The following is a 19,274-nucleotide window of genomic DNA, read 5'->3' as shown; positions in this document are numbered from 1 at the left end:
TAATAAACGCTAATGATCGCTTGAATCACTCTCTTTCAGAGGGGAATTACATATGAGTACGACCGCAGCAGTTGCCCCCCAGACCGCAGTAGATACCAGCAACTACGATCGCATCAATGACTATGGCTCGGTGCGCATCAGTCTGGCCAGCCCGCACGATATCCGCAGCTGGTCCTTCGGTGAAGTGAAGAAGCCCGAAACGATCAACTACCGCACCTATCGGCCCGAAAAAGACGGCCTCTTCTGCGAGCGCATTTTCGGGCCGGAAAAGGACTGGGAATGTACCTGCGGTAAGTACCGCGGCATGAAGTACAAAGGCATGGTTTGCGACAAGTGCGGCGTGAAAGTCACGCACAGCCGCGTCCGCCGCAAGCGCATGGGCCACATCGAACTGGCCGCTCCCGTCGTTCACATCTGGTTCTTCAAAGCGATGCCCAGCCGCCTGGGCACCCTGCTCGACATGAAGACCAGCAGCCTCGAAAAGATCGTCTACTTCCAGGACTATGTCGTTGTCGAACCGGGCGAAACCAAGCTCAAAGAACGGCAGCTTCTGACTGAAGACGAATTCCGCCGGGCTCGCGAAGAATACGGCGACACCTTCGAAGCCGAAATGGGCGCTGAGGCCATCAAGAAGCTTCTCGAAAAGCTCGACCTGGTCAAGGAATCCAACGTTCTGCGCGACCTGCTCGACAAGGAAAACAAGAAGGAAAAAGCCAGCAAGCAGAAGCTGCGCGACTTCGTCAAACGACTCAAGACCATTGAAGCTCTGCGCGATAGCTCGAACAAGTGCGAGTGGATGGTGCTGGAATGCATTCCCGTCATTCCGCCCGACCTGCGTCCTTTGGTGCTGCTCGATAGCGGCAACTTCGCGACCTCCGACTTGAACGATCTCTACCGCCGCATTATCAACCGCAACAACCGTTTGAAGAAGCTCGTCGACCTGAACGCTCCGGAAGTGATCATTCGCAACGAAAAGCGAATGCTTCAGCAGTCCGTCGATGCCCTGTTCGACAACAACCGCTGCAAACGGCCCGTGCTCGGTTCCAGCAACCGACCTTTGAAATCTTTGACCGATATGATCAAAGGTAAGCAGGGTCGATTCCGCGAAAACCTTCTAGGCAAGCGCGTCGACTACTCGGCCCGCTCGGTGATCGTCGTCGGTCCCGAACTGCGTCTTCACCAGTGCGGTCTGCCCAAGAAAATCGCTCTCGAATTATTCCAGCCGTTCATCATCCGCCGGCTGAAAGAGCTCGGCTACGCCGATACCATCAAGTCGGCCAAGAAGATGCTCGAGCGGAAAGACGATCGCGTTTTCGACATTCTCGAAGAAGTCACTCAGGCCCACCCGGTGCTGCTGAATCGTGCCCCGACCTTGCACCGCATGGGTATCCAGGCGTTCGAACCGGTCCTGATCGAAGGCAACGCAATTCGAATTCACCCGCTGGTCTGCAAAGGCTTCAACGCCGACTTCGACGGTGACCAGATGGCCGTGCACTTGCCGCTGTCGATCGAAGCGCAGATCGAAGCCACGGTGCTGATGATGTCGACGAACAATATCTTCAGCCCCGCCAACGGTAACCCGATTATCACGCCGTCGCAAGACATCGTGATGGGTTGCTACTGGCTGACCGCTTCCCGCGGCGAAGAAGGCGAAAAGGTCGAGCCGGGCGACGGCATGATCTTCCACAGCCCGAACGAGCTGTTCATGGCCTTCCAGCAGAACAAACTGGGTGTGCATGCCCGCATCAAGATCCGGTTGCCCCTCGAAAAGAAGGTGCTGACCGAAATCAAGCTGGAAAAAGACAAGACCGTCGTCGAAGAACTCTCCCGCAAGACCAGCAAGCTGGTCAAGACCACCGTCGGCCGGGTGATCTTCAACGACATCCTGCACCCCAAGATGGCCTTCTACGACCTGCCTTTGAGCAGCAAGCACCTTTCGCGCATCATCGCCGACTGCTACCAGTTATTGGGCCGTCGCGAAACGATCGAACTGCTCGACCGCATGAAAGACATGGGGTTCCGGCAGTCGACCCGTTCCGGTCTGTCGTTCGCGACCTCCGACCTCAAGACGCCGGACAACAAGGAACGCGTGCTGAAGGATAAGGATAAGGAAGTCGATAAGCTTCGTAAGAACTTCGAACGCGGCTTGATCACCGAAAAAGAGCGTTACAACAAGGTCATCGACCAGTGGAACGAAGCCCGCGTTAAGATCACTGAGACGATGATGGCTGAATTGAAGGCCGACCGCCGTATCGATATCAAGACCGGCAAAGAAGCCCCATACCTGAATCCTATTTACCTCATGGCTCACTCCGGTGCCCGTGGTGGTATCGAACAGATCCGCCAGCTGGCCGGTATGCGCGGTTTGATGGCCAAGCCTTCGGGAGCCATCATTGAAACGCCTATCAAGGCGAACTTCCGCGAAGGTCTCACGGTGCTCGAATACTTCTCGAGTACGCACGGGGCTCGTAAGGGTCTGGCCGACACCGCGCTGAAGACGGCGGACTCGGGTTACCTGACCCGTAAGCTCGCCGACGTGGCCCAGAACGTGGTCGTCACCATGCACGACTGCGGAACCACCCAGGAAGCCACTAAAGGTATCTACTACAAGGGCGACGAAATCGACCGTGGCATCGCCGATGCGATTCGCGGCCGCGTTTCCCGTCAGACGATTCTGCATCCCGAAACCGGTAAAGTGGTCATCAAAGAAAACGAGATGATCACCCCGGAAATTGCCAAGGAAATCGAAAAACTTCGCATCGACAAGGTGACGGTACGATCTCCGATGGTCTGCACCGCTCCTCTGGGCGTCTGCCGACTCTGCTACGGTATGGACTTGGCGACCGGTGCTCTGGTCGAAGAGGGCATGGCGGTCGGTATCATCGCCGCTCAATCGATCGGCGAACCGGGCACGCAGTTGACGATGCGTACGTTCCACTCCGGTGGGGTGGCTCGCGAAGAAAACCTCGATAGCGAACACAAGTCCAAAAAGGGCGGCGTGGTCAGCTTCGAGCGCATTACTTCGGTCGAACACGTCAGCAAGGATCCTGCCGGGAACGATCAGCGCAAGATTATCGCACTGTCGCGAACGGGCGAAATCGTCATCACCAAGCCGAAGGATGCTTCGCCAGAACGCTTCCCGATTCCTAACGGGGCCGAACTGCTGGTTCGCGAAGGGGAAGAAGTTCCCCTGGGCAAAGTGCTGTGCCGCTGGGATCCGCACATGACCCAGATCATCTCCGAAGAATCGGGCCGCGTCCGCTTCGAGGATATGAAAGAAGGCGAAACGATTCGCCGCGAGAAGGACTCGACCGGTATCGAACGATTCATCGTTATGGAACACCGCGGCGAGTTGCACCCGACCATCCACATTGAAGACTCCAAGGGCGTCACCCTGCGAGCCTACTTCATTCCGGAACGGGCCTACCTCGAAGTGAAGAACGGCGATAAGGTTACCGCCGGTGCGATGTTGGCGAAGACCCCGAAAGAATCGGGCAAGACGCAGGACATCGTGGGGGGTCTGCCTCGCGTGACGGAAATCTTCGAAGCTCGTCGACCCCGCAACCCGGCCGTTATGTCGGAAGTTTCGGGTAAGATCCGCCAGGGCGACAAGAAGCGCGGCAAGCGGTTGATCTACATTCAACCCGAAGACGAAAAGACCGGCCGACCGATCGGCAGCGAAGTCGAGCATCAGGTTCCCGCCGGGGCTCAGCTCCGCGTCCACACGGGCGAATATGTTAAAGCTGGCGATCCACTGGTCTTCGGCCCCTTGGTTCCGCACGATATTCTCCGCGTCAGCGGTATCGAAACCGTGCAGGACTACCTGGTCCGCGAAGTTCAGCAGGTCTATCGTAGCCAGCGCGTGGATATCGACGACAAGCACATCGAAGTCATCGTCACCCAGATGCTTCGCAAGGTGAAAGTCGAAACCATGGGCGACACCAACATGCTGCCCGGGGCCGTCATGGACAAGTTCACTTTCCGGGCCGTCAACGACCGGCTGATGAACGAGTGCGTGAAGATCAAGCACAAGAACGATTCGATCTTCGAAGATGCCAAGATCGTCAGTAAGGAAGCTTACGAAGAAGAAGTGGCCCGCGTGGAAGCCGAAGGTGGCAAGAAGCCGACCAAGACGGCTCCCGAACCGGCCACCTGCTCGACCGTGCTTTTGGGGATTACTAAAGCATCCGTGCAGTCCGATAGCTTTATCTCGGCCGCTTCCTTCCAGGAAACGACCAAGGTGCTCACCGAAGCGGCTCTGGCCGGCAAGGTGGACAATCTGGTCGGTTTGAAGGAAAACGTGATCCTGGGTCACCTCGTACCCGCCGGAACCGGCTTCCGTCTGTTCCAGGATAGCGAAGTGAAGATCAACGCCCCGGTTCTCGATAGCTCGGATGACATTCCGGAAAGCCTGGCCACCGAAGGACCGACGGAACTTCTGGCCACGACCGAGTGATAATTTTTCGCATGAGCCGCTGGTTTGCGTTTACAAGAACGGCGAACCAGCGGTTCATTGATCTTCCCAGCTGCGATTTACGCCTGCAATTTTTGTATGAGCAATTCGATTTTGAAATTGGGTCTGCCGGCCGGCAGTCTGGAAAAAGCCACTTTAGAACTGTTCGGTAAAGCCGGCTACAACATCACGACCACCAGCCGTTCTTATTACCCCACGGTAGACGATCCCGAGATTCACTGCACGCAAATCCGCGCTCAGGAGATGCCGCGCTACGTTCAGGATGGACTCCTGGATTGCGGTCTGACCGGACTCGATTGGATCCAGGAAAACGACGCGAAAGTCATTTCGCTCGCGGAATTGATGTACAGCAAAGTCAGTCGACGTCCCGTGCGCTGGGTGCTCGCCGTTCCGACGGACTCGCCGATTCAACATCCCAAAGATCTTCAAGGCAAACGGATCGCGACGGAAGTCGTGAATCTTACGCGTCGCTGGTTGGCCGGTTTTGGCGTGGAGGCCATCGTCGAATTCTCCTGGGGAGCGACCGAAGTCAAACCCCCGAAGCTGGCTGATGCGATCGTGGAGGTTACCGAGACCGGTTCCTCCCTGCGAGCGAACAACCTCCGCATCGTGGCCGAGCTTCTGACCAGTACGACCCAATTCGTGACCAATGCCGCGGCCTTAGCCGATCCCTGGAAGAAAAGGAAGATGGAAGACATCATCCTGATGCTGCGGGGAGCGATGGCGGCGGAAGGCAAAGTGGGCCTGAAGTTGAACGTCCGCAAATCGGAGATGGATCGGGTGCTGCAAGTGTTGAAAGAACACCCGAAGACTTCGCTCAACAGCCCGACCGTGTCCCAGTTGACCGATCCCGAGTGGGTTGCGTTGGAAACGATCATCGATGAGGATATCGTCCGACAGATCATGCCGCAGATGTATCAGGCGGGTGCCCGCGGCATCGTGGAATACACGATCAACAAGATCATTGAGTGACCGGTCCGGGATATCGACTTATCCATCCAACTCCTGGTTAGCCCGAAATGTGAATGAGGGCAATATTAAAGGAGTTCGACGCCATTCCCAGAAATCAGCCGACGAATGCTTAGTAACGGGTTATTTCCGCTTCTTATTGCCCTCACTTACGTTTCGGGCTAAATGGGTTATTTCCGTTTCGGGTTAAACGGGCTATTTCCGCTTTAATTGTCGAGCCTTCTGAAACTCGATTTGCACCTTCTGCTGAAGGAATGCAATACTCTCCTCCCGGCTGAGATTCCTCAACTGGTTGGGATCAATCGCCTCTCCCACGGACAGAGCGATTGTTGCCGGATTCGGCGGTAAAAACAGCGGTGAGAAACTGGGAGTTTTTTTGAAACGGGACCAGGCCGCGAAAGCCCCTTCGATTCCCACGGGAACAATCGGGGCGGCATTTTTCTTGATCAAAAGCGAAATCCCCGGCTTGAATGGATGCACTTCACCATCGGGGGTTCGTTCGCCTTCGGGAAAAACCAACACGCATTTGCCGCGATTCAGAAGGGAAAGCGTTCCCTGCAGTCCTTCTTTACCCAACCCCTTATTATCGATGGGTAAGGCATCCAAACTCTCGATCAGCCCTTTAAAAAAACGATTGCGAAATAGCGATTCCCGGGCGAGATACGCGAGGTATCGCCGCGAAGCCAAACCGACGAGTACCGGATCGAGATAGGACTGATGATTGGCAATAACCAGCACCGGGCCGCTTTCGGGCATATTTTTGCGCCCGATGACCCGGAGGCTATGACCGAAACCGAACCCCACGAAGCTCGACCAGAAAACGCAATCGTACCACCGGCGCGCTAACCACGGGGACATCGTTTTTCGACCTCGCGGATTAGGAGTTCGATTACCTCTTCGATGGACATGTCGGTTGTGTCGAGAGTTAGTGCATCACTGGCCGCCACTAATCGCCCTTCCGCCCGCTCCGAATCCCGTTTATCCCGTTCATATTGTTTTTTGAGAACATCTTCGAAACTGACCGTTTCCCCCCGCTTCTGAAGATCTTCGAAACGGCGTCGGGCTCGAGACTCCGGCGAAGCCACCAGAAACACTTTCAACTCAGCCTCGGGAAAGACAACCGTCCCCTGATCGCGTCCCTCGGTTACGATTCGACGACCACGCCCAATAGCCTGTTGCTGAGCCACCAGAAACTCTCGAACGGCATGGATCACAGCCACCTTAGAGGATCCTTCCGCCATCTGGGAGGATCGGATCTCCTGACTGACATCGACTCCGTTCAGCAATATTCGACCCAGCGGCATATCGAGCTGAATTTTCGGCAATGCCGCGGCCACCGCCGAATGATCTTCCCAGGGAATTGAATTGCAAAGGCAATAGTAAGCCACGGCCCGGTACATCGCACCGGTATCCAGAAATTCGTAGCCGATCTTTTTAGCCAGAGCCCGTGCGGCGGTACTCTTTCCCGATCCGGCAGGTCCATCGATGGTGACAATCATTCGAATATTGTAGAAGGGAATTTATTCATGTCCCAGCGAGCGAAATGAATTCCCGCCCGGATAAAAACTGCCTAAGTCCTATCGCTTCAGGCACTTTCGGCCAGATCGCTTTCCGAATCCGATTGGTTCTGCATCGCCCACTGCTCGGCCGTGAACAGCACTTCGCGAGCCTGGGCCCCGTTGTATTCGCCCACGATGCCCGCCTCGGCCATCATATCGATAAGACGCGCTGCCCGGCCATATCCAATACCCAGCGCCCGCTGCAACAGCGAAACGCTGCCGCGCCCTTCGCGTACTACGATTTCCACTGCGGAATCGAATAATTTATCCCGTTGTTTGATATTGGCTGTATCCGGAGCGGAGGCGCCTTCGGAATCGCCCTCCTCGCTGCGATTCTTCAGATTCAATAGCTCCGCATCGTAGACCGGATTCTCCACTTCCAACTCAGCCACGATCCGATTGATTTCCGGATCGCTCGCATAAGCCCCTTGCGCCCGAACGATGCTGCTGGTATTCGGCTGCAGGAAGAGCATATCCCCCTTACCGAGCAGTTTCTCCGCCCCCATCTCATCGAGAACCACCCGGCTATCCATGCGGCTGGCCACCTGGAAACAGATCCGGGCGGGAAGGTTGGATTTGATCAAGCCAGTAATCACGTCCACCGTCGGCCGTTGCGTTGTCAGAATCAGGTGGATGCCCGATGCCCGCGACTTCTGAGCCAATCGGATGATGTGCCCTTCCACTTCCTTCTTCATCTCCATCAGCAGATCGCCAACTTCATCGACGACGATGACGATATAGGGCATAAACGTCGGGATCTTCGCGTAATCCTCTTCGCTGATCGGCTGCACCCGCGACACAATTTCTTCGTAAGAAAGCTCGTTATAAGTGGAAATATTTCGAACGCGGGCTCGTCGGAGCAGTTCGTAGCGTTCCTCCATCTTATCGACGGCCCAGGACAGGATGGTTTCCGACTTCTTGGAATCGGTCACCACCGGATGCATCAGGTGCGGCAACCGACCATACTCGGCCAATTCGACCTTCTTGGGATCGATCATGATCATCTTGCATTCGTCTGGTCGGCGCGTCAGCAACAAGCTCAGAATAATCGAGTTCAAGCAGACCGATTTCCCGGTACCCGTTCGCCCAGCAACCAGCAAGTGCGGCATCTCGGCCAGGTCATAAATGAGCGGCCCGCCTTCGTTATCCCGACCCAGAAATAATGGAAGCTTACACTTAGCGATCTTTTCCTCGGCCGAGGTTACCAATTCCTTGATGCGGACGATCGCCCGGTGCTTATTCGGCACTTCCACGCCGACGGTATTCTTGCCCTGCATCGGCACGATACGGATCGAGCGAACTTCCAGCTTCAAAGCCAGGTCATCCGCCAGCGCAGTCACCTTGGAGAGTCGGAGCCCGGTATCAAGAGCAATTTCGAACTGAGTGATGACGGGGCCCGTGTGAATGCCGATCACGCTGACCTTCACACCAAACTCGGCGAAGGTTTGCTCCAAAAGCTGGGCCGTCGATTGCAGCTGTTCCGGTTTGTCGACCTGCGTCGGCGTCACCGCATCTTCCAGAAGGCTCAGAGGCGGCAGAGAATATTCGACCACCGGGGGCTGATTCTTGGGCATCGGCGGCGAAAACGGCACGATATCCTGCGTGGCGGATTTGACCGGTACCGAGGCCTTCTTCGGTTCCTTGTTCTTCGGATTGATCGGCACCGTCGCGCGCGGTCGCAAGGGAAGAATCTGGATTTCCTCGGCACTGCCAGCCTTCTTTTTAGCCCCGGCCACTACGGGTGTTGAGGGGTTCAAAGCAATCAACTTGGATCGCATGCGCGGCGATATAGCCCGGCTGAACTGCACGAGACTCCAGGCCAGAGCATCGAGCGAATCCTGAAGACGACGTCCCAGCCAGCGCAAAAGCTCCGGCCAGCCAAGACTCAACGCTCCGAAGATTGCCCCGGAGGTAACCACCCAGAAACCGATCTGACCAAATTGCTCGGCAAGCATCGTGACCAGATAACTGCCGACGCTTCCGCCGGCCCCCTTGGAACTGGGCTGCGTCGAAAAGGTGTCGATCCGATGCAGAATGACCGTACTGATAAAAACCAGGGAGAACCAGCCGAGGGCTCGAGAGACCCAGCGAATCATACTCGTTCGCCAGAAGCCAATCAGGCCCACCAGAATCCAGATTCCGGCCAGGCCATAAGCAGCGAAGCCGAGCGAGTTGAACAGGTATTGATTCGGCCAGTCCAGAAACTGGCCGGCCGGGTTGGGCAGAAAGGCCGGCAGAGAGTTCGACCGTGTGGTATTCTGCACGAACAATAGGCCCGTAAGAACCAGGCCATAGGCCAGGAACAACGCGGCGGTAAGATCGATAGACTTTCGAGGCACTTCGGGGTGTGCATCCTTCATGTGGCCATGCTCCGACGATGATCCAGACTATTCTTTCCCCTGAGAGAAGTGCACGCGGCCAGTTCGGGAATTTATCCCCCTCTAAGAACCGAGGCAACCGACGCCGAATCGCTACAACAATGGTTTTCGTTACTCGCAGCAGGACCGCTAGGAATGATGCACGTGGCTCTCTGGGAGCCGGAGATCCCGCCGAATACCGGAAATATTGCACGGCTCTGTGCCGCTACTGGCTCCCGGCTTCACCTGATCGGCCGACTCGGGTTTCGTACCGATGCCAAAAGTCTTCGGAGGGCCGGCCTGGATTACTGGGAATCGGTGGATCTCGTTTTCCACGATTCTTTTGAGGAATTCGAACGGGCGATCCCCCCCGAAAAAATTCTCTGCATCGAAACCAACGGCGAACAGTACTACACCCAGGCCCGATTTGAGGACGGCGATTGCCTGCTTTTCGGCAACGAATCGAGTGGCCTACCGGCCACGATTCTAGATCGGTTTCGAAGCCGTACATTCGGTATACCCATGCCAACCGGTAAAGTCCGCAGCATCAATCTGGCCACCTCCGCGGGTATAGTTTTGTACGAAGCGCTGCGCCAAGTGAATAACTGGTAGAACCGGAACTCTCCGGCCGCTTCGATCCCCTTCTCCCACACTTTCCTCGCCACGCCAACGACCGCAATAACCGATTCCTCCATCAGTTCGAGGGATCGGAGATTCAACCGCGATGGATGCGCCAGTTATTGCCCTGCCAACGGAAAGCAAACTCGAAGAGTACGTGCGCGAGGTGCTCTGCCAGCGCGACAATCTCGATCCGAGGCAAAGTGCCCTCTACCGCTCCACAATCACCCGTCACGGCCGGGAATGTGGCTGGATGTTTCATCTCAAAGGAGTTCGGGCGATGCGGAACTCGGCCATTTTTGCCGAGTCCGAGAATCGGATTTTGTTTTACGATTCCACGGGGAAGAAATTTCACGAAGTGAAGTTGAGCGAATGCCCCAGCGTGGAAGCTCTGTCGAAAGCGGCCTGAGCTTATCCCTCGCCCTCTTTCCCCTCAACTTCCATGGAAGCCGTCAGTTTGACGTCGGGCAATCCCAGAAGCTCCCGGCATTTCACCACTTCGGCTAGCAGCGCCTGTCGGGTGGCCATGTGACTGGCCCGGGTTTCCGGCAATAACGGTTCGATCTTCCTCACGGCAATGCGAATTTTCCGCAAGCGATCAAACTTCTTGTTCTTGGTCGGCTTGCCATTCATATAGGAAAAGAAGCTGCCCCAACTCCCCTCGATCCAGCAGGCATAGACCGGTAGCTCGGGCTTGGCGGAAACAATCTGCCAGACCCCCCGACCGAACCGGCGGATCGGTTGTTCCTCTTTGCGGCGCAGATAGCCTTCGGGAAACAGAACGACGCACTCCTGACGGTCCAGAGCCTGGATTGCTTCCTGAATCTCGGGAGCTTCCCGCCTCACCGCGATCTCCGGCACGCGAATGGTACCGATGACTTTTCGCATCAGAAAAGAGATGACCGGCAGATCGTAAAACGATGCGGTCATCATGGGTGTCGTCGGTCGGGGTAGCACCTTAGCCAGCCATAAAGGATCGAACCAGGCGGCGTGATTAGCTATTACCAGCATCGCGCCGTTCGCGGGCATGTCGTACAGATCCTCGCCCACCGCCTGGATTCGGTAAAACGGCGTCAGACACAAGTCGGTCACCCCTTCCACAAAAGGCCGCATAAAAGCGACCCAGCTAAATAGGGCAAAAATTCCCGCCACGGCCAGGAGGACGTATCCGACGTCGTGCCGGCCCAGATCGGGATTCCGCTCGTACTTCAAAAGTGCAATGCAACAGAGCAATGTGACGATGGCACAGAGCGAGAACGCAAAAGCGAAAATCCGGCCGCGCTGCGAATTCGGGGAATGGATGTGGAGTTGCGTGAGTGGAGCCAGGGAACAAAAACCGATCAGACCCCCCAGAATCAGACCGGGCCATTGCCAATCGCCCGAACTCATGCCCCAAATCACTACCCCGACTGCCAACAGCGAGGTCACCGGTAGTACCGCCAGACAGCGAAACGGATGATCGAAGAACATCGCACAAACCACGCCGATCAAAATGGCCAGAGGATAGTAATACTCGTCCGCATCCTTCTCAATCGAATAGATCATTACGAAATTGAGCATCTGTAAAGCAAACAGGAGCGTCAGAGCGATCAGACTGCGCCGCAACAACTTCACCCGCAGGGATCCGATGGCCGCCCGAACAAAGGGGACAATCAAGCCCTCCTGGAGGAAGTTCCCTTCCTCCGCCGGGAGTTTCAGAAATAAGAGCGCGACAAAGGCCAGGGTGTAGCCGGCAAGAGCTAATTGCAATCCTTCAGGTAGGGAGGCTTCCGGCACCTTCAATTCGGGATCGAAACCGTACGAATATTCGAAGCCGAGAAACATCCCGCCGAGCGTGGCAATGAGCATCAACCCTTGAATCATCAATACGGACAAACGTGCTTGTTTAGTCAGAGGGGCTATCGCGGAGAAACGGATACAGGCAAAAAATACCGATTCCACCGCCAGCACCCCGGCCAGGCTGAGCAAGGGCCCTTTGGTGAATGTGCAGAAAACGATGACCCCTAACGCCGCGAGAGTTCCGCCCAGCAGAACCGCGCGCCGCGGACGGCCGGTCGCCACGCCGCCGATCAGCGGTGCAAGTACCAGAGCGGGCAAGCAGGCGAACACCAGCCAGAAAAATAGAAGTCGGCAGGAGCTCACCATCGACTCTTCGGGCGTACCGCGGGTAATGAGGTTTCGCAGCATCAGAACGCGAATCGCATTTTCCCCCGCCGCCCGGCCGAAGCTGGCCAGCCATAACCACAAAATGGAATTTCTTGCGGCGGTTGCTTCCGATGACGGCATCAGTCCTGCTCTTTCGAAAAAGGGTTGGGGTTATCGTCAAACTTCTGAAGGTCCCGTTCGGTGAAGCCGAAATGGTGGGCCAGTTCGTGGATCACCGTTTTGCGAATCTCTATCCTCAGCCTCTTTGGATCGGGGAATTCTTCTTCGTGGGGGTTCTTAAATATCCAGAGCGTATGCGGCATATCCTGAGTATCGATGGCTTCCCCCGACCAGGGCGAAGGCAATTCCATCGGATCGAATAAACCCAGGAGAGAATCCCCCTCCTGAATCTCCTCTTCGGTAAATCCCGCCCGTTCCAGCAACTCCCGATCCGGCTCTTCCGCCACTTCCACCGTGACATTTTCCATCAACGGATAGAATTCCGACGGCAGGGATTCCATGACGTCTCGAACGGTCTTTTCGAATTCTTTCAGGGTCATGCCTTGTCCCGGTATCGCCTACAACGGATTATAGAAAGCAAAGCGGTCGGGACACGCAGCGCTCACCCAACCCCCTAAGAATCGGGAAAATATGTCTTCAGCAAAGTTACGGGAAGAGATTCAGACCCAACTGGATAAACTGGAAGCGAACTTCTCCCGATTGGTCGTCGGCCAGAAGCCACTTTTCCAGAAACTGATGGTCGTCTTGCTCTCGGATGGGCACATGCTGCTCGAAGGATTGCCCGGGCTTGCCAAAACTCTGGCCATCCGAACCCTCGCCAGTCTATTGAATCTTCCCTTCCATCGCGTTCAATTTACGCCGGATCTTCTGCCAGCCGACATTCTGGGCACGCAGATCTATCAGCCGCAGACCGGGGAATTTCGCATCCGCAAGGGGCCAATCTTCGCCGGAATCTTACTCGCCGATGAGATCAACCGCGCCCCGGCCAAAGTCCAGTCGGCCCTGCTGGAAGCCATGCAGGAACGACAGGTCACCATCGGCGAAACGACTTTTCCGCTTCCCGAGCCGTTTCTCGTTCTGGCCACTCAGAACCCCATCGATCAGGAAGGGACTTATCCACTTCCTGAGGCATCGCTCGATCGATTTCTTCTAAAAGCGGTGGTCGGCTATCCAAGCCGGGACGAAGAACTGCAAATTCTCGATAGACAGGCCCCCATCGCCAACCCGCCGAAACTCGAGCCAGTTATGGGCCTGGAAGAATTGAAGCAGTTACGAGCAGCGGTGGATTTGATCCATCTCGATCCCAAATTAAAAAACTATATCGTCGACGTCGTCCGGGCGACCCGGCATCCCGAAGAGTACCAACTCGACATCGGCGGCTGGATTCAATTCGGTGCCAGCCCGCGAGCCACCATCGCCCTGGCCCGCATCGCCAAAGCTCAGGCCCTGCTGGCCGGTCGCGACTATGTGAATCCGGATGATATTCGCAGCCTGAGTTACGATGTGCTTCGCCATCGCATTGTCATGTCCTACGAAGGCGAATCGCAGGAGAAGAAACCGGATGACGTGGTGAAAGCGATTCTCGGGAAGCTGCCGATTCCCTAATACGGGCGGAGACGTTTAAACGTTAAAACGGAAGTGCAGCACATCGCCATCCTGCACGATGTACTCTTTGCCTTCCAGCCGGAACTTCCCGGCCTTCTTGGTTCCCGACTCGCCGTTGTGTTCGACGTAATCGGGGTAGGCAATCGTCTCGGCCCGAATGAAACCTCGCTCGAAATCGGTATGAATCACCCCGGCCGCCTGCGGTGCGGTAGTTCCAATCGGGATCGTCCACGCCCGCGCTTCCTTCGGCCCGACCGTGAAATAAGTCACCAAATCGAGCAGCGAGTACCCGGCTTTGATGATCCGCGACAAACCGGTCTCGGGCAGCCCGAGCGAATCCAGAAACTCTTTCTTTTCCTGATCGCTCTGCAGCATCGAGATTTCCGCTTCGATTCGAGCAGAAATGACTACACAGGGAGCATTTCGCTTCTTGGCCATTTCTTCCACCTTGGCCGAGAGAGAGTTGCCGGTCGCCGCGGACCCTTCATCGACGTTGCAGATGAACAGAATCGGCTTGGAGGTCAGGAGATGCAGCATCTCCAGCGCTTTCTTCTCACTCGCATTCTTGATTTCAATCGAGCGCGCCGGCTTACCCTCCGCCACGGCCTTCAACACCCTCTCCATCACAGTAACTTGTTCAATGGCCTCGACGTCGCCCCCCTTGGCTCGTTTCTGCAACGGCGGCAGCCGCTTCTCGACGCTTTCCAGGTCGGCCAGCATCAGTTCGGTTTCCACGATCTCGGCATCGCGCAACGGATCGATATTATTCTCGACGTGGACAATGTCGCCATCCTCGAAGCAGCGCAGAACATAGAGAATCGCATCGACCTCACGGATGTGGGAAAGAAACTTGTTACCGAGCCCTTCCCCTTTGCTGGCCCCGCGCACCAGACCGGCGATATCCACGAATTCCAATTGGGTGGGAATGATGGTGGCCGAACCGGCAATGGCAGCTAATTTCTGCAGCCGATCATCGGGGACCTGGACCCGGCCCAGATTCGGTTCGATGGTGCAAAAAGGATAGTTGGCGGCTTCCGCCTGCATGGTCGATAACAGGGCATTAAACAGGGTCGATTTTCCGACGTTCGGCAAACCGACAATACCACACTTAAAGCCCATCGTGCTTCCCCAGACCATGCGTGTTACAAGAAAGATACCGAACAAATTTTTATAAGACTCTACTGGCGATTAGTCGAGAAGAGAAAGCGCTCCCAGCGGCTGTCATGGTGCAATTTCACGAAATCTCAACATGATCCCCATCAGAATTGCTAAAGAACTATTAGCTCCGCCGCTTCCTCGACCGCATCAAAGAGGGCTTAAAAATGTACCGCGTGCTTCTCTGGGTATCAATCCTCGTATCTTTCACCCCGGCCGCTACCCTGGCGGAAGACTGGCCACAATTCCGAGGAATGCACCGCGATGGGAAATCGAGCGAAACCGGCTTATTGAAAGAATGGCCCCAAAACGGCCCCAAGCTGCTCTGGACTTTCGACAAAGCCGGTGTCGGCTACGCTGGGCCGGTGATTGTGGGAACCAATTTGTACACCTCCGTCGGCCGGGGAAATACGGAATTCGTCATTTGTCTCGATCTCTCCAAGGAAACCCCAACGGAAATCTGGCAGGCCAAGATCGGCCCGCTGTTCAAATGGCAAGGCAACAAGTGGAATCGCGGGCCAAATGTTTCGCCCACGGTCGACGGCGATTCGGTCTACGCCCTGGGCGGCAACGGCGATCTGGTTTGTGTCGATCGAAAATCGGGAAGCGAGCGCTGGCGGAAAAATCTCCCGCGAGATTTCGGCGGCGAAGTGAACCCGATCGGCGGCGGAACCGAAGAACCCACACCTCTGGGTTGGGGCTACGCGGCCGCACCGCTCGTCGATGGTGAAAACCTTATCTGCTCCTGCGGAGGTAAAAAAGGTTTGATGATCGCCCTGAAAAAATCCTCCGGTGAATTGGTCTGGCAATCGATGCAAGTGGCCGAGCAAGCCAGTTATTCCTCGCCGGTAGTGGCGGATCTTGGTGGGGTACGGCAATTTATCCAAGTTCTCAATTCCGGAATCGTTGGCATATCAGCCAAAGACGGCAAGCTATTGTGGAGGTACAAACGGGAAACCCCTTATGACGATGTGGTGGTAGCCACGCCGATCCTTCAGGATGACTACATTTTTTCGAGCGTCGGGTTCGGTCAGGGCTGCGATCTCATTCAGATCGCTCTGGAAAAAGGGCAATTCACCGTGCACAAAATCTTCTCAAACAAAAACGTCGAAAATCGCGATGGCGGCATGGTAATCGTCGATGGCTATTTGTACGGCCATTCGGAAAACAAGGGCTGGTTCTGCCAGGAATTTAAAACCGGAAAAAATCTCTGGGACGATAAAGACTCGCTCGGCCGCGGCTCCATCGCCTACGCCGACGGTATGCTCTATTGCCAGGCCGAGCGCGGCGGCGTGGTCGTATTAATTGAAGCCAGCCCCAAGGGGTGGACCGAGAAAGGCCGATTAAAACTGCCCCGCCAGTCGGCCAACCGGCTTCCCAGCGGGGAGAACTGGACGCAGCCGGTGATTTCCGGTGGAAAACTCTATCTTCGTGATCAGGAGTTCATTTACTGCTACGATCTGAAGAAGTAGCCAATTCACCAGATCGAGGAATCTTACGTCCGCAGCGTGGGATTCTTCGAGGCCGCTTCCGGCGAGCTCAGGATGAACTGCAGCACTTTCTTCTGCCCCACCCCGGCATTCCACACATTAACCCAGGTGGCAATTTCCTGTTCGGAACCGGGCCTTCCCAGAATGTCGGTATAGATGGCCCGAACATAGGTCGCCTGGCTCGCTCCATGCAATTGCAGATACTCGGAGGAACTGAGGAAATATTCCGTCAATAGCTTCGCGGACAATCCCTTCTGCAAAGCTGCAATCCACACCTGCCGACCGGCCGGTTCCGCTTCGCGATGCAGATACTTCTGGTAGAACGAATCGACCAGCGACCCGTAACCCGAATCCGCGGGAGGAGGTGTCGTGGCCGAGCCGAAAGTCGCAGAGAATGTGGCGTTGGAGTTCAAGGTGAGTTGAAAGGAGTTCACTAAAGTGGCAGGACTGAAAACACCGGTTGCATTCACAACACTGCAGGAGAACGTCCCCGGAAGAGCGGCGAATCCTTTCTGCTGCGGTCCGGTTATCGATAATGTGATCGAACCCAACGAATTGCTAATCACAAGTTGCCCTTGAGCCTGCCCGACGGCCACATTTCCCAGACTTTGCACCGACCCGGCGAGATTGTAACTCCCCAAACCGGTGATGTTGATAGTGCCTTTCAAAGTGTAGCTGGTGCCAAAGTCGGGATTGGATCGCACGGCGGAGTATGTGCCTTGAGCCACGCCGTTCAGGCTGGTGATATTCAGATTCGTCGACCAGTGTCCCAGACTGTCGAGCGCCATCGTTAGAGATCCCTGAGTGGTTATCGAACTGAAGGCCCCCGTTGCGGAAATCACCTTGTAAGTGAAGGTATTCGGCAACGTCGCGCCGCTGAGCTGAGAGGGGCCCGTCAACGATAGGATGGCACTTCCCTGGGAATTGCTGATGACCAGATTTCCGATGGCGTTGCCCGTCTGGATGATGCCAACGGATGTGACCGAACCGGTTACGGTCGCCTGACCGAAATTGGTGAGATTCGCAGTGCCCTGAAGCGTATATTTCGTACCGGCGTTCGAAGAGGTTTGCGGCGTTGTATAGGTCCCTTGAATCGTACCCGTCAATGGCCCGGAAAAGGAGGCCTGGACGGCCGCCGTCACGGCATATTTCTCGAGGGTGGCGTTCATCGCTCCCAGCGCCCGGGTATCCACGGTGATTGGAGTAACGGTGGATAGGACAATACGCTCGTTTAATTCCTCAATCCGAAGCGATACAGAGCTTTTCCAGGAATGCAGATTTGCCGCCTTGCGCGTCTTCATAGTCTCTTTTCACTCCATCGATCCCAAAAACGTCGGGGGAAATCGGATCCTTCTGATTTCCGACTTGTCGGGCAGTTATTCAGCGTGCCCTACCAAGCTCAATAAGGCCGGGTTCGACCTTTCACCCGTAAGAACGCTGCCGATGAGAAAGTTGCTCAGAATTCGGGGGAATCTTGTCGAAAAAATTTCGGGTGAGAAGATGGGAAGAAGCGCCAGGTGGAACTAATAGGATCCTCCTGGTTGCCTAACCTGCTATCCTGACTTTCTTGGGTGGGAGTGGCTATTTGCCAGTGCGTTCGTGATAACGACCTCACTCAAGAAGCTACCCCAATGAATTCCTTTCTCCAAATCATCACTGGATAGCGATTGAAGCCATTTCAGACGTCCAATCCTTTTCGCAATGAAAGATTCGCCAGCGCCACCCACCACAATTTACGTGAGAATCGTCGCGGGTGGTTATAGAAAGTCCACATAACTTAAAACCAAGCTCGTTTATTAAGTACGTAAATTTCATAAAAGTCTTCATCACTTTTTGAAAGGTATATTATACCCTCGATGAAGCCTACTATTCCCATCGGAATAGCTCCCCAGCCACAGCTAAGAATTGAAACGAGTAACATTATTATGCCTGGCGTTGTTAACACCAGAACGAATTTGTGAATTCCCAACGCACCAAGCAGAATGCCAAAAATACCGGCAGCGGTTTTGTTCCCACTCGAGGAGATTTTAGAAGTGTGAAAGTCAGTGTTAATTGGAGTAGCTACGGGCTGGCGAATTCCGCATTTAGGACAAATTTCAGCCTTACTCCCTCTCAGATTGCAAAATTCGTTGTAAATAATTCAGATAAAGCAGAAATCGACGACAATTTTATAGTTACGGGAACGAATTTATCCAAATGACATGGAGTAGTTCTTATCTTTGCTCCGCAATCGGTACAGAATTTGCCAAAGTTTTCTTTTATGTCTTCAAATCCGTAGTCTAAATTTCGCTGAGAACTTGACTCCTGTTGTATTGGCGGATCGATTAAAAATCCTTCTCTGATATCCTCATTAGGAATTACGATTTTATCGTTATTTTTTACTTCCGTTTTTAAGAGTGTTTTAGGAACTTTTATTTTGCTGCTACATTTTGGGCACTTGACTATGGTTTCCGCCTTCTTCGTCGCGATCTGAAGCGTAGCCAGACAAGAAGGGCAGGCAAAGCGAATGGGCATTCCATCTCCAAAAGATTCTGGTAGCGAATACTAAGTTATTAATTATTGGAAGCGATCTTGGAAATCTACTAATTTTATAAAGAATCAATTTCGACTTGGAAATCCTTATAAGTAATAATACTTACGGTGCTTGGTGCTTGGCACTCATCAGATCCTCCCACTTCCCCTACCTGACTTTCTCTTCAGTGCCCATGGCTATCTGGTAGGGCGTTCCCGATCACAAGCTCCCACAAAAAAAGCTACCCCAGGGATTCCTGGTTCAAGTTGGTCGCTAGATTAGGCTCAAAGACATTTCAGATGCCCGAGCTTTCTCGCACTGACATAGCCAGTGCCATCCAAAGCATTACATAATAACGAGTTACGTCCA

Annotated in this window: 15 protein-coding genes; 6 read left to right on the top strand and 9 right to left on the bottom strand. The window is 54.8% G+C overall.

The annotated features are described in order from the left end of the window. Positions 1-52: 52 nt before the first annotated feature. The gene (gene rpoC, locus KIH39_RS26010; protein ID WP_213497020.1) at positions 53-4,456 is read left to right on the top strand and encodes a DNA-directed RNA polymerase subunit beta'; all 4,404 of its coding nucleotides are present in this window, start codon (positions 53-55) and stop codon (positions 4,454-4,456) included. Between the two features lie 96 nt (positions 4,457-4,552). Continuing rightward, on the top strand, positions 4,553-5,446 hold the full coding sequence (gene hisG / locus KIH39_RS26005) for an ATP phosphoribosyltransferase (protein ID WP_213497018.1): 894 nt from the start codon (positions 4,553-4,555) through the stop codon (positions 5,444-5,446). Between the two features lie 192 nt (positions 5,447-5,638). Here hisG and KIH39_RS26000 read toward each other — a convergent pair whose 3' ends face one another. From KIH39_RS26000 to KIH39_RS25990, 3 genes are all read right to left on the bottom strand, one after another. After that, positions 5,639-6,301, bottom strand: coding sequence for a lysophospholipid acyltransferase family protein (locus tag KIH39_RS26000; RefSeq protein WP_213497016.1), 663 nt, complete (start codon positions 6,299-6,301; stop codon positions 5,639-5,641). Beyond that, entirely contained in the window at positions 6,286-6,942 is a 657-nt protein-coding gene (gene cmk, locus KIH39_RS25995; protein ID WP_213497013.1) for a (d)CMP kinase, read from the bottom strand. The genes KIH39_RS26000 and cmk overlap by 16 nt, the downstream gene beginning before the upstream one ends. Positions 6,943-7,028: 86 nt before the next feature. Further along, positions 7,029-9,362, bottom strand: coding sequence for an FtsK/SpoIIIE family DNA translocase (locus KIH39_RS25990; protein ID WP_246539435.1), 2,334 nt, complete (start codon positions 9,360-9,362; stop codon positions 7,029-7,031). 153 nt (positions 9,363-9,515) lie between these two features. On the opposite strand from KIH39_RS25990, the gene KIH39_RS25985 reads away from it, so the two are divergent. Beyond that, a complete protein-coding gene (locus KIH39_RS25985; RefSeq protein WP_213497011.1) occupies positions 9,516-9,971 on the top strand; it encodes a tRNA (cytidine(34)-2'-O)-methyltransferase in 456 nt (151 codons plus the stop codon). A gap of 112 nt (positions 9,972-10,083) precedes the next feature. Further along, positions 10,084-10,386 (top strand): hypothetical protein, encoded by a 303-nt coding sequence (locus KIH39_RS25980; protein ID WP_213497009.1) that lies wholly within the window; start codon positions 10,084-10,086, stop codon positions 10,384-10,386. Between the two features lie 2 nt (positions 10,387-10,388). On the opposite strand, the gene KIH39_RS25975 is transcribed toward KIH39_RS25980, so the two are convergent. Together KIH39_RS25975 and KIH39_RS25970 are read right to left on the bottom strand one after the other, a co-directional pair. Then, positions 10,389-12,263 (bottom strand): 1-acyl-sn-glycerol-3-phosphate acyltransferase, encoded by a 1,875-nt coding sequence (locus KIH39_RS25975; RefSeq protein ID WP_213497007.1) that lies wholly within the window; start codon positions 12,261-12,263, stop codon positions 10,389-10,391. After that, positions 12,263-12,682, bottom strand: a complete 420-nt coding sequence (locus KIH39_RS25970) for a metallopeptidase family protein (RefSeq protein WP_213497005.1) — start codon at positions 12,680-12,682, stop codon at positions 12,263-12,265. The genes KIH39_RS25975 and KIH39_RS25970 overlap by 1 nt, the downstream gene beginning before the upstream one ends. 91 nt (positions 12,683-12,773) lie before the next feature. On the opposite strand from KIH39_RS25970, the gene KIH39_RS25965 reads away from it, so the two are divergent. After that, positions 12,774-13,748, top strand: coding sequence for an AAA family ATPase (locus tag KIH39_RS25965; RefSeq protein ID WP_213497003.1), 975 nt, complete (start codon positions 12,774-12,776; stop codon positions 13,746-13,748). 15 nt (positions 13,749-13,763) lie between these two features. Here KIH39_RS25965 and ychF read toward each other — a convergent pair whose 3' ends face one another. Next, on the bottom strand, positions 13,764-14,867 hold the full coding sequence (ychF, locus tag KIH39_RS25960) for a redox-regulated ATPase YchF (RefSeq protein WP_213497001.1): 1,104 nt from the start codon (positions 14,865-14,867) through the stop codon (positions 13,764-13,766). 203 nt (positions 14,868-15,070) lie between these two features. Between ychF and KIH39_RS25955 the strand changes: the two genes are divergently transcribed. Next, a complete protein-coding gene (locus KIH39_RS25955) occupies positions 15,071-16,375 on the top strand; it encodes a PQQ-binding-like beta-propeller repeat protein (RefSeq protein WP_213496998.1) in 1,305 nt (434 codons plus the stop codon). A 23-nt stretch (positions 16,376-16,398) separates the two neighbouring features. Here KIH39_RS25955 and KIH39_RS25950 read toward each other — a convergent pair whose 3' ends face one another. The 3 genes from KIH39_RS25950 to KIH39_RS25940 form a co-directional block, all read right to left on the bottom strand. Next, complete coding sequence (locus tag KIH39_RS25950; RefSeq protein ID WP_213496996.1) at positions 16,399-17,694, bottom strand: DUF4214 domain-containing protein; 1,296 nt, start codon at positions 17,692-17,694, stop codon at positions 16,399-16,401. Positions 17,695-18,170: 476 nt separating this feature from the next. Then, the gene (locus KIH39_RS25945) at positions 18,171-18,419 is read right to left on the bottom strand and encodes a TM2 domain-containing protein (RefSeq protein ID WP_213500624.1); all 249 of its coding nucleotides are present in this window, start codon (positions 18,417-18,419) and stop codon (positions 18,171-18,173) included. 86 nt (positions 18,420-18,505) lie between these two features. After that, positions 18,506-18,907, bottom strand: a complete 402-nt coding sequence (locus KIH39_RS25940; protein ID WP_213496994.1) for a hypothetical protein — start codon at positions 18,905-18,907, stop codon at positions 18,506-18,508. Positions 18,908-19,274 lie beyond the last annotated feature (367 nt).

It is taken from the genome of Telmatocola sphagniphila, from assembly GCF_018398935.1.
GTDB lineage: Bacteria > Planctomycetota > Planctomycetia > Gemmatales > Gemmataceae > Telmatocola > Telmatocola sphagniphila.
Note: the sequence above shows the minus strand (reverse complement) of the source record. Positions and strands in the feature narration are given on the sequence as shown.